We start from the raw sequence: 11,793 nt of genomic DNA on the forward strand, positions 1-11,793 counted from the left end.
GGACGCTCAGTAGCCCTTGGCCAGGACGCGCTCGCGGGCCGCCTGGACGGTGCTGCCCGACTGCCGCCGCGCCATCCGGCGCAGCAGGACCGGGGCGACGAGCAGACCCACCACCGCCCACCCGAGGATGACGAGCAGCGCCAGCCCGAGCCGGAACTCGCCCCCGATCTCGGCCGCGGCCGCCTCCGGCGGCAGCAGGACCGAGCGCACCGCGACCCCGATCCAGTAGAGCGGGCTGGCCTGCGCGGCCCACTGGAGCGGCGCCGGCCAGCCACCGACCGGGTAGAACACCCCGGACAGGGCGGCGACGGCATACATCGCCATCATCGCCCAGGCGAGGCCGATCATGGTGCGGAAGACCGAGCCGAGCACCGCACCCCACGGGAGCATGGTCACCACCCCCAGCAGGAAGACGACGAGGAGCAGCACCCACCCGAGCAGGTCACGGGGCATGACGTCGGGCAGGAAGACCGCCGCCCCGACGATCGCCGGCAGCATGGGGATGAGCGCGTCGAAGGGTGCGACGAGGATCTTGGCGAGCAGGTGGCCCGTCATGCCGTGGGGCACCGCCTTGGCCCGGAGCAGGGTGCCGTCCTCCCGCTCCGCCTGCAGCTCGCCGGCCACCCCGAGGACGGCCGCCGAGATGACGCCGAAGGCGAGGAAGCCGCTGAAGATGTAGCCGCTCGCACCGACCTGGGCCACACCGATCTCGGCGTCCCGCAGGAACCAGAGCACCACGAGGACCACGAGCGAGACGACGACGACGCTCAGGCCGGCGGGCGAGGTGTACTTGCGGACGAGGGTGATCCGGGCCTGCCGGGCGGCGGACCGGACCACGGCGGTCGGTATGGTCGTGGTCATCGCAGGGCCTCCAGGGCAGCGGTGGGCAGGTCGGCGTCGTGGTCGTCGGCCTCGGACCGGCGCACGATGTCGAGGTAGATGTCCTCGAGGGAGGCGGCGCGCACCTCGAGCACCTCGACCTCGCCCGGGCGGGTGGCGAGGAGGTGGGAGAGGTATGCCGTGGGGTCGGGGTCTGCGTGCACGGTCACCTGTCCCGTCGACCGGTCGCGCCACCGCACCTCGCTGGACCGCGACAGCTGGTGGCGCAGCGCGTCCGGGGTGCCGTCAGCCACGATGCGACCCCCGGCCAGGATGAGCAGGCGGTCGGCGATCTTCTCCGCCTCCGCGAGGTCGTGGGTGGTGACGAGGACGGTCGTCCGCAGGTCGGCGAGGTCCGCGACGAGGTCGTGGATGTCGCGCCGGCCGGCCGGGTCCAGGCCGGTCGTCGGCTCGTCCAGGAAGAGCAGCTCGGGCCGACCCACCAGGCCGATGGCCACGTCCAGGCGCCGGCGCTGCCCGCCCGAGAGCTTGTCGATGCGGCTTCCGGCCTGGGTCGCGAGCCCCACGCGGGTCAGCAGCTCGTCGGTCGACCAGGGACGGGGCACGGTCGCGGTGGCGTAGGGCGCGTAGTAGCCACCCATGACCTCGATGAGGTCGCGCACCTTCCAGGTGCCGTGGTCGCGCCAGCTCTGCAGCACCACGCCGACCCGGGACCGCCACGACTCGGGGGCCGTCGCCGGGTTCTCCCCCAGCACCGTGACGCGGCCGGCGGAGGGCTGACGGAAGCCCTCGAGGATCTCGACCGTCGTCGTCTTGCCCGCGCCGTTGGGGCCGAGCAGGGCCACCACCTGGCCCGGGGGAATCTCGAGGTCGATGCCGTCGAGGACCAGACGGTCCCCGTAGGACATGGTGAGGCCCTCGCACTGGATCGCCGCTGGGGAGACCGACATGGGAGCAATGTAGTAGAGGTACTACAAATTGTTCAAGGTCTGCTACGGGACGAGGAGCGCTCTGCGGAGTGTTTTGGCGGCGCTCCGGGGGGTGAGGTAGTCTCGACCGTCGCGTGCCTCGCACGCGCCCGGGCCTATAGCTCAGTCGGTTAGAGCGCTGTCCTGATAAGACAGAGGTCACTGGTTCAAGTCCAGTTAGGCCCACCACCCACCTGCGTCGTCGCCGAGATCAGGAGTTGATCGACAGATGAAGCGCCTCCTCATGGTGGCCGCCGCCGCGGCCGGCCTCGTGGCCCTCAAGCGGATGCAGGACCAGCAGGCCGAGCGTGACCTGTGGGCCGAGGCCACCGACGACGTCCCCGGTCAGCCGGGTCAGTAACCTCTCGTCCGCCGGACCCGGCTCCCGTCCGCGGGAGGTCGGTCGCCTGCGTCTCACAACTGCATACCCTCGGGGGCGTGGCGCAAGTGGTAGCGCACCTGCTTTGCAAGCAGGGGGTTAGGGGTTCGAGTCCCCTCGCCTCCACCCCAGGTCAGAGGCCCTTCCCGCTCAGCGGGGAGGGCCTCTTTCGTGCCCGTACCCCAGCAAAGTACGGCAGCAAACACGCCGCGCAAGGCTGTGACCTGCAGGTATGCGGCCAGCAGGGGGTCCTCATCGTGGACTCGGCGCTTTCACCTCAGTTGTCCGCGCGGCAGACGCGAAGCCTGGAGGTGGCTCTGCGCAGCGACGGCGGTCGCGACCCGGCGGGCGTCCTCGGCGAAGGGTGCGGGTGCGGCCTCAGCCGCTGCGAGGACTGCTTCGGGCAGGCCTGTGCGCAGGCGCTCCACGCGGTCGACGGCCTCGGTCGCCTCCAAGCCAAGGGAGAGGCCGACGGCGACCCAGTCCTCGACGGTCACGTCGCGCACGAGCCAGGTGCGCCCCACCTTCATCGAGCTGCGCACCGCCTCCCCCTTGTTCAGGTACGGGGCGTAGGACGCGACGTCATAGAGGGGTGCCAGGGCCACCCGTGGCCCGCGCAGGAGCAGGGAGTAGTTCTTCGCGTGGGCGTCGGTCCCGCCCACCAGGACGTTGAAGGCGAAGGCATCGAAGAATGCCGACCGCACGGCATCGCGGTCCGCGAGGGCCAGCGTCGACAGGAGAGAGGCGACGTTCTTGACGCTGGGGCCGCCGTCGGACTGGTACTTCTTGGTCGGTGGGTAGCTCATGGCCTGAAGAAGGTCTTCCTGATGGAGGCGCAACCACATCCCGTCCTGTCCGCGACCGCGGTCGTAGCGGGTGGAGACCAGCGTCTTGGCCCCGCCGACGTCGATCAGGTCCACCCGGGCGACGCGCAGGCCCAGCAGACCCGCGGCACGCAGGCAGACGAACTCGTTGACGTGCAGGTCCTCGAAGCGGGTGCCGGCGCGGGTCGGCTTGAGGATGTGCGTCGTCGGCGTCGCGTCCTGAGGAACACCCCACCCGCCGTCGTCCAGGCGGTGCAGCGCCACCTTGTTCTGCGCTCCCGCCAGGCTCCATCGTCCTGAACCGGCACCGACGTCCCAGCCGTGGTCCCCCACCGTCAGGCGCAGAAGAAGACCCGAGAGCTCGTCTTCGGCGAGCCGGCGGACGTCGCCCGTGCGCCGAGCTGCATCCGGTGGGTCGACGTCGACGGGAAGCACCTGCACGGCCCCCGCGGCATCGCGCCCGACGTGCCGGAGCAGGGCGAACGGGTTGCGCGGTGACACCTCGAACCTACGAGCCCACTCCTCCCGCACGGCGAGGTTGTCCGGGAGGAGCCCCTCGAGCCAGGCGGCGACGACACGGTTCGAGTGTCGCGACCCACTCAGCGGCATCGACAGCGAGAGCGGCGTGGGGTTGGCACGGGCGGTGTAGGAACTGTCGTAGGCAAAAGCGAGCGCCCCACCAGGGGTCTGCGTCAGCTGTCCGGCAAGGACGCCGTCGAGGTAGACGTTCAGGAATGCCGTCATGAGCCGTCCTCGAACAGGCCGGCAAACGGGTCATCGGCCGTGGCCTCGGCCACGGGGGTGGTGACCAGGTCGACCGCGAGTCCGAGCGCGGCGAGGACGTCCAGCACCTTGCCCATCTCGGCGGAGGGACCCTTCCCCGCTTCCACGCGGGAGAGCCACTGGCGGGAGACCCCCGCCCGGTCCGCGAGAGCCTGCTGACTGAGCCCGGCCTCCCGGCGTGCTCGGCGCACCGCCGCACCGACGTCTCGGACCGTCCTGAGCATGCGACCCACCTCCCAACCGTAGATGTCACAGATTTGTGACATCTCGAAATGTCACAGTACTACGACATATGCATTTGTCGTCGAGCCGCGACATCTTCGTTCGTCGCACATGGGGCGACAGCCGGTCTAGCCAGCCGAGCCGCCCAGCCGTCCGCCGAGCTGGCGCAGTGCCTCGCGCGTGGCCTGCGCTGAGACCTGGGAGTAGACCTCCATGGTCATCGCGATCCTGCTGTGGCGGAGGACGGCCATCGCCACTCGCGGGTGCACGTCGAGCGAGACGAGCAGGCTCGCGCAGGTCCGCCGCGTGGCGTGGACCGGGATGATCGGGACCCCGGCCTTTCGCGCCCGGTTCTTGAACGCCGTGTGGAAGTTGCGCGGGTCGAGCGGGTCGCCGAGACGGGTGGTGAAGACGAGGCCGCAGTCGCCCCACATGTCGCCGGCGGCGATCCGTCTCCGATCCTCGTCGGCCCGGTGCCGCTCGAGGGCACGCACGGCGATGTCCGGAAGGGGCAGCGGCGCGTCCGAGGAGGGGGTCTTCGTCCGTCGCCGGAGCAGCTGGCCGTCGACCCGCTGTACCTGCCAGGCGATATACGCCTCGCCCCGCTCCAGGTCGACGTCCTCCCACGCCAGGCCGAGCACCTCGCCCCGCCGCCAGTCCGAGCACGAGGAGCAGCACGTAGGCCGCATACATCGCGTCCCCGGCATGACGAGCAGACTCGAGGAACCGCCGCGCGTCGTCCACCGACCACACGGCCGATCGCTTCGCCCGGGGCACGGGCACGCGCACGAGCGCGGCCACGTTCCGGAAGACGAGCTCCTCCCGCATCGCCTGGGTCAGTGCCCCGCGCAGCACCCGCCACGCCTGGTGGACCGTCCACTCGGAGGCGACCTCTTGGCAGCACTGCCCGCGTGCGCAGCACTGCGGTTCCGGCCGGGCCGCGTCCTTGCCTTGGAAGCAGCACTGGCACCGCACCCGCAGCTCGTTGACCCAGGTCTGGACGTCGCGGACCGACAGCTTCTCGAGCTTGCGGTCCCCCAGGTCGGGGACGATGTAGAGCCGGGAGAACATCTCGTAGTTGCTCGCCGTGGCCGGCGAGAGCCCGGGGCGCACGGTCTCCCTCAGCCACTGCTCCAGGAAGTCGCGCAGCTTGGGCGAGACCGGGACGACCGGGCCGCGCCGCGCCTGCTCGTGCAGCCGCAGCCACTTCTCGTGGACCTCGGCCCTGGTCTTGCCGTAGACGGACTTGCGCTGGCGCCGACCCGCGGGGGTGGTGATCCACACGTGGGCGGCGAAGCCGTTCCGGTACGGGTAGATCGACCCCTCCCCGTTGGCTCGCCTGCTCACGGCCAGTCCGCCTCCGCCTCGGCGGCCCGCTTGGCGACGTACTCGTCGACCCACGCCGGCAGGATGCGCCGGGACCCGCCGTCCTTGAGCGAGCGCAGGTCGCCGGAGATGCACATCATGCGCACCTTCGTGGGCCCGTAGCCGAGCATCTCCGCCACTTCGGGCACGCTGTACCACCGCCGCTGCAGCGGCCCGACCGGTGCCTTGCTCCGCTGCTCCGGACTCCCGCTCGCCATCGTTGACATGTCCACTCCCTTCGTCAGGGACCAACCTCCGGTAGGCCAGATCCCGTGCGGACCAGGCAGGCACTTGACCGTTCCTGTGGATAACCACCCGACGACGAACCTGCCTACCCCTAATGCGGACGAGACCCCCCGCTGGGGCTCACTTCTTCCCAACTTTTTCTGAGCAGTTTCGCGACCGGCCGACAGCCCGCAGCAGCAGATCAAGGACACACCTTCGCGACCGGACGGAGTGCACGCCATCCGCGGCAGAACAGGTCCTCCTGGCTGCCCACGCCTTCAACACCACGGATCCGTCCTCCCTGCGAGTGGCTGTTCGTCCCCCGGCGAGGGGCTGTAGGACTTTCCTATCCCGCTAGCATGCCTCCATGACCGACGATGACGGTGGTGACCAGTCGCCACAAGTTCGTGACGACATTGGGGATCCCATCGAGCTGGATGGCTGGGTGCGTGTTCTTGCGGCTGTTGCAGGTGTAGGACTTGGAACGGTTGGCTCAGTCGCCCTGTTGGACGGAGTCGACGGATTTGGATCAGTCGCGATCTTCCTGGCATCACTCATGCTCCTCTTGCTAGCAGCGGCGGGACACGTCCCCCAACGCATCTGGGGTAAGGACATGGGGATGATCCTGCGGGCCCGCGAGCAAGGGCGGCGTGAGGGCGCCGTAGAGACGGCCGAGAGCGCGAGCGAGGCGGTGAGTCCGAAGGAGCTGGCTGAACTGGTGAACCGGCTTCCACGCAACACGCCGGATGCCGCGCTGTGGACATTCATAAGAGCATCTGCCTTCGAGCAAGAGGCTATGGAGGTCCTGCAGCAATCGGCTCATAACTTGGGAGCCGAAGTTATTCCCGGAGGCGAGGATCAGGCCTGGGATGCCAGGGTGGTGCTCGGCGGCATATCCGTCAATGTCCAATTTAAGTACCGTCTCTCTACTCCGGTGCTTAAAGATCTCTTAGCTCGGGCAGCCATTGATGGAGCGGTGCTGGTCGTCACTTCATATGACCAGTCGCCAAATTTCGGGAGGCGTGTCCGCGACCTGCGGCGTCAGCATCCTGAACTAGCGTTCGAAGTCGCTAACATGACAATCGACAGCGTTAGCCGCCACCTCACTCAACTTGTTAGTTACATCAAGGCCCGTCCTGCTACCTGAGGGGGGACAGGCCGGACCAACATGGCGATTCAGTATGTGGCGCGCTTGGCGAGTCGTTCGCGTGCCGATATGTCCCGGGCGACCGTTCAGGTGCCAGATATGTACGGGGTGTGACAGTCCCTTGCCATGGAGTAACGGAGGTCCATCTCGGATGCGTGGCGCTTGGTCGCTCGATGTCTGGTGAACGCCCAGCGCCCGACCCCTGGTATGTGAGCACTCGCCCGTGGACGTTAACCAATCGGCCGGTGCGGCCGCTGCCTCGGACGCTCCGAAACATCCGGACATCGGCGTTATGTAGGTATCGGGTGTCAAGAGGCCTCGTCGTTGTCGAGGCTGGTGAGCAGGTTGTCGTAGATCTCGGCGCGGCGGGTCTGGCCCTTGGCGGCGGCGTCGTCGCGCTGGGCGTGCAGGGTGGGGCGGAAGGCGATGGTGGTCTGGAAGAAGGTGCAGACTCGCAGACCGTCTCGTAGACGCAGTCCATGGCCGCTCGTCGGGTGCAGTAGCCGTTGCCCAGGAGGCGGGAGTACTCGCGGCTGAGGTGGGCCATGTTGGGGCCGAGGGCGTCAGCGGGGAGCTGGGCGGGGCGGGCGTAGAGGGCCTCGACTTGGTCGGCGACGGCGAAGTACTCGTCGGCGACGGTGCGGTTGGCGATCTTGGCGTGGACCAGGGTCATGTCCATGGACTTGTGCCCGAGCATCGCGGCGATCGCTTCCAGGGACCTGCCGCGGTTGATGGCTTGCGTGGCCAGGGTGTGCCGCAGCTGGTGGGGGTTGATGTGCCCGAGCCCGGCGGCGGTGCCGGCCCTGTTGATGAAGCGGGTGACGGTGTGCCGGTCCAGGGCCTTGCCGTTCTCCCTCGGCAGCAGGGGGTTAGGGGTTCGAGTCCCCTCGCCTCCACCCAGGTCAGAGGCCCCTTCCCGGGTTCCGGGAGGGGCCTCGGTCTTGCCCGTACCCCAGATGAGTCAACGTGTGCTGATTCCGGCAACGTGTGCTGCTTCCGGGGGGAGCCGGCGTTCAGACGCCCTGCCCCCTGTGCTGTGCGGCAGACGCCCGTGCAAGCCGATCCAGGTAACTCACCATGACGGTGTCGTCGCCCATCATCTGGTTCTCCGCCGCAACGTTGTAGGACAGCGCGAGACCGAATGAAGGCGTGGGGGGCCTTGGCTTCCCGGGTAGGTTGAGCGGTACGCCGTACCGCAGACCCAGCATCAGCGCTAAGAGGCGGGCCGTGCTGCCGTTGTGATCAACGAACGGGTGGATGCGGATCCATTCGCCGTGAGCCCAGGCACACAGCTGTAGAACATCGGGGTAGAGGGTATTGAGGCCCTCCCCCACGGAAACCCGGGCGTCGAGGCCATCGATTCGGCGATCCAGCTCCTCGAACATGCCACGCACGCGCTGTCGTACATGGGCGGGCGGCTCGCCCAATCGCCCACCGACGTGCACCAGGGCATCGCGCAACTGAGAGCCGGAAGGTCCCTCGCCTCGGTAGTGGCCCGCCACCCACGGCTCCGCCAGGCGGATGCCATCCAGCGAACGTGCATGCCATCCCTGCACCAACGCTGGCGTCGGTCGATTCCTCGCGAGGCCCGATTGGACCACTTCAGCTCGAAGGTGTCGGTAGTTCTCTTCTATGCGCTTGCGGTTGCTGTCTGACCGAGAGTCCCAGGGGAAGGGAACTGGGACCTTTCGGGACTTCCCCCGCTTACTCGGCACCGCTGTCTTCCGGGCCCAACTTCCACGAACCCCTCGTCTTCTCATGCGTCTGCTGCACAAGTTCGTCCTCAACGTCGGATACAGCAGCGATTAGCTCATCGCGCGTGAGTCCCGTCAATGCATTAGGTGCCTGGAGCTCTCCAGAGATAAGCTGTTGAACAGCGAGCTCAAGACCACCTAGGCGCCGGTCATCTAGTCGACCCGACAGCCACCCGCCTTCATGGAGCTTGGCTCGCCCCTTTTGGAGGCCCAGCTCGCCAATGAGCAGACCAACCGCCGTACGAAAACGGAGAAGCCGGCCGGCCTTGTTCGGCCGCACTGGCGCGTCGGGGTGCTGACGCCACCAGGCTCGTGTGGAGGGGCTAAGACCCACTATGCGCACCAGTTCATCGAGCGACAGGCCCAGCCAACCCTGAAGCTCTTCAAGTGCTGCGGTTCCAGGGTGCGGTGAAGAGCTGCCCGGCTCAGTTGGGGGATCTGTCCTAGATGGAGCCACCGTGGTTACCACCGTCAGGTTGCGACGGACACGAGTCCAACCAGAGAACTGGGGCGAGCTGGTCAATAGCGCCAGAAATGGCTCTACTGTCCCCGGTGGCGGGATGACAGGCGTCACGTCCTCGGCCCAGGCGTCGAGCGCGCTAGCCGCCTTTGCTTGGGCGGAGTCGTCAGACACGGGCGTGCGCTGAAGCAGATCACTCATCTTGCCCTCCTTCTGGAACCTCGTCCCCACGCAGATTACCGAGCATCTCAGCCGAGATCATAGATTGAAACACAGCCACGCCGCGAGCGTTCAGTTTATCGAACTCGTCCATCACCCGTTCGAGGGTCCAGAGCGCTCCTGATTCCCCATAGTTATCGAGGTCGAGGAGGTAGTTCCCATCGTCGGTAGGCCCACTGCGCAGGCCACAACGGAACCCATCACCTATGTCTAACTGGAGTTGCTGGGAAAAGGCGAGCATCCCCTCCGACAGCCACACATCGTCGAGAACCGCCACGAGAGAGGGGCGCATCCAGCGTGCCCACTCGCTGTCTGGATGCCGTTCTGGGAGACGCATCAAGTTGACGAATCGAAGTCCGGACCGGGTAAGTGATATCGGATTCAGAATATCAGTGGCTCCGATTACGAGTTGGTGCCATCGCGGACGAAAGTTTTCTTCATAGCTCCTGAAAGCAGGAGTCTCCAAGGCAACCGAATCAGTGGTTATAGTAGCTGTCCACTCCCCGTCCGCACTGATCAGTTGGTAACCGCTAGTACGAGACGTCACAGGCTCGGGCGTAGTAGTACCGAAAATGACTTGGTTGAGTTCCAGTGGGCTGACGCGTGCCATACGTATCCCTGCTTCCTCGAGAAGTTCCTGGAAGCGGGAGAGAACACCCCCGTCGAGTTCGGCGCCGCCGGAGAAGCGGGCTTGGGCGACCACGAGGGGGAGCGCGACGTTTTGGAGTGGACGATGGTCGGCCTGCGGCAGTCTCAACATAGTGTCTCCACACGGTTACTGTAGCCCTACTGTAGGTACAACGTAGTGGAGTGGTCACGAGTTCCGCCAGCACCGATCCGGGCTCCCTGTCAGACGGTCCTACGGGCCCGACGTGGGCTCTAGACCTTGGAGCTCCATCCCCAGGTTGCGGAGGGCTTGGCGGGTAGCGCGCGCTGAGACCTGGGAGTAGACCTCCATGGTCATCGCGATCCTGCTGTGGCGGAGGACGGCCATCGCCACTCGCGGGTGCACGTCGAGCGAGACGAGCAGGCTCGCGCAGGTCCGCCGCGTGGCGTGGACCGGGATGATCGGGACCCCGGCCTTTCGCGCCCGGTTCTTGAACGCCGTGTGGAAGTTGCGCGGGTCGAGCGGGTCGCCGAGACGGGTGGTGAAGACGAGGCCGCAGTCGCCCCACATGTCGCCGGCGGCGATCCGTCTCCGATCCTCGTCGGCCCGGTGCCGCTCGAGGGCACGCACGGCGATGTCCGGAAGGGGCAGCGGCGCGTCCGAGGAGGGGGTCTTCGTCCGTCGCCGGAGCAGCTGGCCGTCGACCCGCTGTACCTGCCAGGCGATATACGCCTCGCCCCGCTCCAGGTCGACGTCCTCCCACGCCAGGCCGAGCACCTCGCCCCGCCGCAGTCCGAGCACGAGGAGCAGCACGTAGGCCGCATACATCGCGTCCCCGGCATGACGAGCAGACTCGAGGAACCGCCGCGCGTCGTCCACCGACCACACGGCCGATCGCTTCGCCCGGGGCACGGGCACGCGCACGAGCGCGGCCACGTTCCGGAAGACGAGCTCCTCCCGCATCGCCTGGGTCAGTGCCCCGCGCAGCACCCGCCACGCCTGGTGGACCGTCCACTCGGAGGCGACCTCTTGGCAGCACTGCCCGCGTGCGCAGCACTGCGGTTCCGGCCGGGCCGCGTCCTTGCCTTGGAAGCAGCACTGGCACCGCACCCGCAGCTCGTTGACCCAGGTCTGGACGTCGCGGACCGACAGCTTCTCGAGCTTGCGGTCCCCCAGGTCGGGGACGATGTAGAGCCGGGAGAACATCTCGTAGTTGCTCGCCGTGGCCGGCGAGAGCCCGGGGCGCACGGTCTCCCTCAGCCACTGCTCCAGGAAGTCGCGCAGCTTGGGCGAGACCGGGACGACCGGGCCGCGCCGCGCCTGCTCGTGCAGCCGCAGCCACTTCTCGTGGACCTCGGCCCTGGTCTTGCCGTAGACGGACTTGCGCTGGCGCCGACCCGCGGGGGTGGTGATCCACACGTGGGCGGCGAAGCCGTTCCGGTACGGGTAGATCGACCCCTCCCCGTTGGCTCGCCTGCTCACGGCCAGTCCGCCTCCGCCTCGGCGGCCCGCTTGGCGACGTACTCGTCGACCCACGCCGGCAGGATGCGCCGGGACCCGCCGTCCTTGAGCGAGCGCAGGTCGCCGGAGATGCACATCATGCGCACCTTCGTGGGCCCGTAGCCGAGCATCTCCGCCACTTCGGGCACGCTGTACCACCGCCGCTGCAGCGGCCCGACCGGTGCCTTGCTCCGCTGCTCCGGACTCCCGCTCGCCATCGTTGACATGTCCACTCCCTTCGTCAGGGACCAACCTCCGGTAGGCCAGATCCCGTGCGGACCAGGCAGGCACTTGACCGTTCCTGTGGATAACCACCCGACGACGAACCTGCCTACCCCTAATGCGGACGAGACCCCCCGCTGGGGCTCACTTCTTCCCAACTTTTTCTGAGCAGTTTCGCGACCGGCCGACAGCCCGCAGCAGCAGATCAAGGACACACCTGGTGCACTCGGTGATATTGGTGCCGAAAAAGTGACCCCCTGAGCGCTGCTGCTCCGCAT

General features: G+C 67.6%; 13 protein-coding genes, 2 tRNA genes and 1 pseudogene. 4 read left to right on the top strand and 12 right to left on the bottom strand.

From position 1 onward, the window contains the following. Positions 1-6: 6 nt before the first annotated feature. Together FHD63_RS00055 and FHD63_RS00060 are read right to left on the bottom strand one after the other, a co-directional pair. Complete coding sequence (locus tag FHD63_RS00055) at positions 7-861, bottom strand: ABC transporter permease (RefSeq protein ID WP_139719085.1); 855 nt, start codon at positions 859-861, stop codon at positions 7-9. Beyond that, on the bottom strand, positions 858-1,790 hold the full coding sequence (locus FHD63_RS00060) for an ABC transporter ATP-binding protein (RefSeq protein ID WP_202978390.1): 933 nt from the start codon (positions 1,788-1,790) through the stop codon (positions 858-860). The genes FHD63_RS00055 and FHD63_RS00060 overlap by 4 nt, the downstream gene beginning before the upstream one ends. A 130-nt stretch (positions 1,791-1,920) precedes the next feature. Between FHD63_RS00060 and FHD63_RS00065 the strand changes: the two genes are divergently transcribed. The 3 genes from FHD63_RS00065 to FHD63_RS00070 all read left to right on the top strand — a co-directional run bounded on the left by FHD63_RS00065 (position 1,921) and on the right by FHD63_RS00070 (position 2,313). Continuing rightward, a tRNA-Ile gene (locus FHD63_RS00065) sits at positions 1,921-1,997 on the top strand. A 40-nt stretch (positions 1,998-2,037) separates the two neighbouring features. Next, positions 2,038-2,169 (top strand): DLW-39 family protein, encoded by a 132-nt coding sequence (locus FHD63_RS16355; protein ID WP_235585695.1) that lies wholly within the window; start codon positions 2,038-2,040, stop codon positions 2,167-2,169. A gap of 71 nt (positions 2,170-2,240) precedes the next feature. Further along, positions 2,241-2,313: transfer RNA gene (locus FHD63_RS00070), tRNA-Ala, on the top strand. A 146-nt stretch (positions 2,314-2,459) separates the two neighbouring features. Here the strand turns inward: FHD63_RS00070 and FHD63_RS00075 are convergent. The 5 genes and pseudogenes from FHD63_RS00075 to FHD63_RS00090 form a co-directional block, all read right to left on the bottom strand. Continuing rightward, complete coding sequence (locus FHD63_RS00075; RefSeq protein ID WP_139719086.1) at positions 2,460-3,755, bottom strand: HipA domain-containing protein; 1,296 nt, start codon at positions 3,753-3,755, stop codon at positions 2,460-2,462. Then, positions 3,752-4,060 carry a helix-turn-helix domain-containing protein gene (locus tag FHD63_RS16800; protein WP_338056410.1) on the bottom strand — a complete coding sequence of 103 codons (309 nt, stop codon included), beginning with the start codon at positions 4,058-4,060 and terminating at the stop codon, positions 3,752-3,754. The genes FHD63_RS00075 and FHD63_RS16800 overlap by 4 nt, the downstream gene beginning before the upstream one ends. An 84-nt stretch (positions 4,061-4,144) precedes the next feature. Next, positions 4,145-4,657: a tyrosine-type recombinase/integrase gene (locus FHD63_RS16190; protein WP_202978391.1), complete on the bottom strand. Its 513-nt coding sequence runs from the start codon at positions 4,655-4,657 to the stop codon at positions 4,145-4,147. A 397-nt stretch (positions 4,658-5,054) separates the two neighbouring features. Continuing rightward, positions 5,055-5,477, bottom strand: a pseudogene (locus tag FHD63_RS16990) (hypothetical protein); the annotation flags it as partial. Then, positions 5,360-5,608 carry a helix-turn-helix domain-containing protein gene (locus FHD63_RS00090; RefSeq protein WP_229665803.1) on the bottom strand — a complete coding sequence of 83 codons (249 nt, stop codon included), beginning with the start codon at positions 5,606-5,608 and terminating at the stop codon, positions 5,360-5,362. The gene FHD63_RS00090 and the pseudogene FHD63_RS16990, both read right to left, overlap by 118 nt. A 365-nt stretch (positions 5,609-5,973) precedes the next feature. On the opposite strand from FHD63_RS00090, the gene FHD63_RS00095 reads away from it, so the two are divergent. Continuing rightward, positions 5,974-6,753, top strand: a complete 780-nt coding sequence (locus FHD63_RS00095) for a hypothetical protein (protein WP_139719088.1) — start codon at positions 5,974-5,976, stop codon at positions 6,751-6,753. On the opposite strand, the gene FHD63_RS16995 is transcribed toward FHD63_RS00095, so the two are convergent. From FHD63_RS16995 to FHD63_RS00120, 5 genes are all read right to left on the bottom strand, one after another. Beyond that, positions 6,746-7,711 carry a tyrosine-type recombinase/integrase gene (locus tag FHD63_RS16995; RefSeq protein ID WP_202978443.1) on the bottom strand — a complete coding sequence of 322 codons (966 nt, stop codon included), beginning with the start codon at positions 7,709-7,711 and terminating at the stop codon, positions 6,746-6,748. The two genes, FHD63_RS00095 and FHD63_RS16995, sit on opposite strands and share 8 nt — an antisense overlap. Before the next feature lie 55 nt (positions 7,712-7,766). Further along, positions 7,767-8,513 (bottom strand): Fic family protein, encoded by a 747-nt coding sequence (locus tag FHD63_RS00105; protein WP_139719089.1) that lies wholly within the window; start codon positions 8,511-8,513, stop codon positions 7,767-7,769. A gap of 647 nt (positions 8,514-9,160) precedes the next feature. Beyond that, a complete protein-coding gene (locus tag FHD63_RS00110; RefSeq protein WP_139719090.1) occupies positions 9,161-9,946 on the bottom strand; it encodes a TIGR04255 family protein in 786 nt (261 codons plus the stop codon). A gap of 99 nt (positions 9,947-10,045) precedes the next feature. Continuing rightward, positions 10,046-11,275: a tyrosine-type recombinase/integrase gene (locus FHD63_RS00115; RefSeq protein ID WP_139719093.1), complete on the bottom strand. Its 1,230-nt coding sequence runs from the start codon at positions 11,273-11,275 to the stop codon at positions 10,046-10,048. Continuing rightward, complete coding sequence (locus FHD63_RS00120) at positions 11,272-11,520, bottom strand: helix-turn-helix domain-containing protein (RefSeq protein ID WP_229665803.1); 249 nt, start codon at positions 11,518-11,520, stop codon at positions 11,272-11,274. Before FHD63_RS00120 ends, FHD63_RS00115 begins: the two co-directional genes overlap by 4 nt. Positions 11,521-11,793 lie beyond the last annotated feature (273 nt).

The sequence above is a fragment of the Serinicoccus chungangensis genome (assembly GCF_006337125.1).
GTDB lineage: Bacteria > Actinomycetota > Actinomycetes > Actinomycetales > Dermatophilaceae > Ornithinicoccus > Ornithinicoccus chungangensis.

What these genes read in the sequence shown, in the direction of transcription:
- FHD63_RS00055 (WP_139719085.1), bottom strand. Translation starts at nt 861, where the DNA reads ATGACCACGACCATACCGACCGCCGTGGTCCGGTCCGCCGCCCGGCAG.
- FHD63_RS00060 (WP_202978390.1), bottom strand. Translation starts at nt 1,790, where the DNA reads ATGTCGGTCTCCCCAGCGGCGATCCAGTGCGAGGGCCTCACCATGTCC.
- FHD63_RS16355 (WP_235585695.1), top strand. Translation starts at nt 2,038, where the DNA reads ATGAAGCGCCTCCTCATGGTGGCCGCCGCCGCGGCCGGCCTCGTGGCC.
- FHD63_RS00075 (WP_139719086.1), bottom strand. Translation starts at nt 3,755, where the DNA reads ATGACGGCATTCCTGAACGTCTACCTCGACGGCGTCCTTGCCGGACAG.
- FHD63_RS16800 (WP_338056410.1), bottom strand. Translation starts at nt 4,060, where the DNA reads ATGTCACAAATCTGTGACATCTACGGTTGGGAGGTGGGTCGCATGCTC.
- FHD63_RS00090 (WP_229665803.1), bottom strand. Translation starts at nt 5,608, where the DNA reads ATGTCAACGATGGCGAGCGGGAGTCCGGAGCAGCGGAGCAAGGCACCG.
- FHD63_RS00095 (WP_139719088.1), top strand. Translation starts at nt 5,974, where the DNA reads ATGACCGACGATGACGGTGGTGACCAGTCGCCACAAGTTCGTGACGAC.
- FHD63_RS00105 (WP_139719089.1), bottom strand. Translation starts at nt 8,513, where the DNA reads ATGAGAAGACGAGGGGTTCGTGGAAGTTGGGCCCGGAAGACAGCGGTG.
- FHD63_RS00110 (WP_139719090.1), bottom strand. Translation starts at nt 9,946, where the DNA reads ATGTTGAGACTGCCGCAGGCCGACCATCGTCCACTCCAAAACGTCGCG.
- FHD63_RS00120 (WP_229665803.1), bottom strand. Translation starts at nt 11,520, where the DNA reads ATGTCAACGATGGCGAGCGGGAGTCCGGAGCAGCGGAGCAAGGCACCG.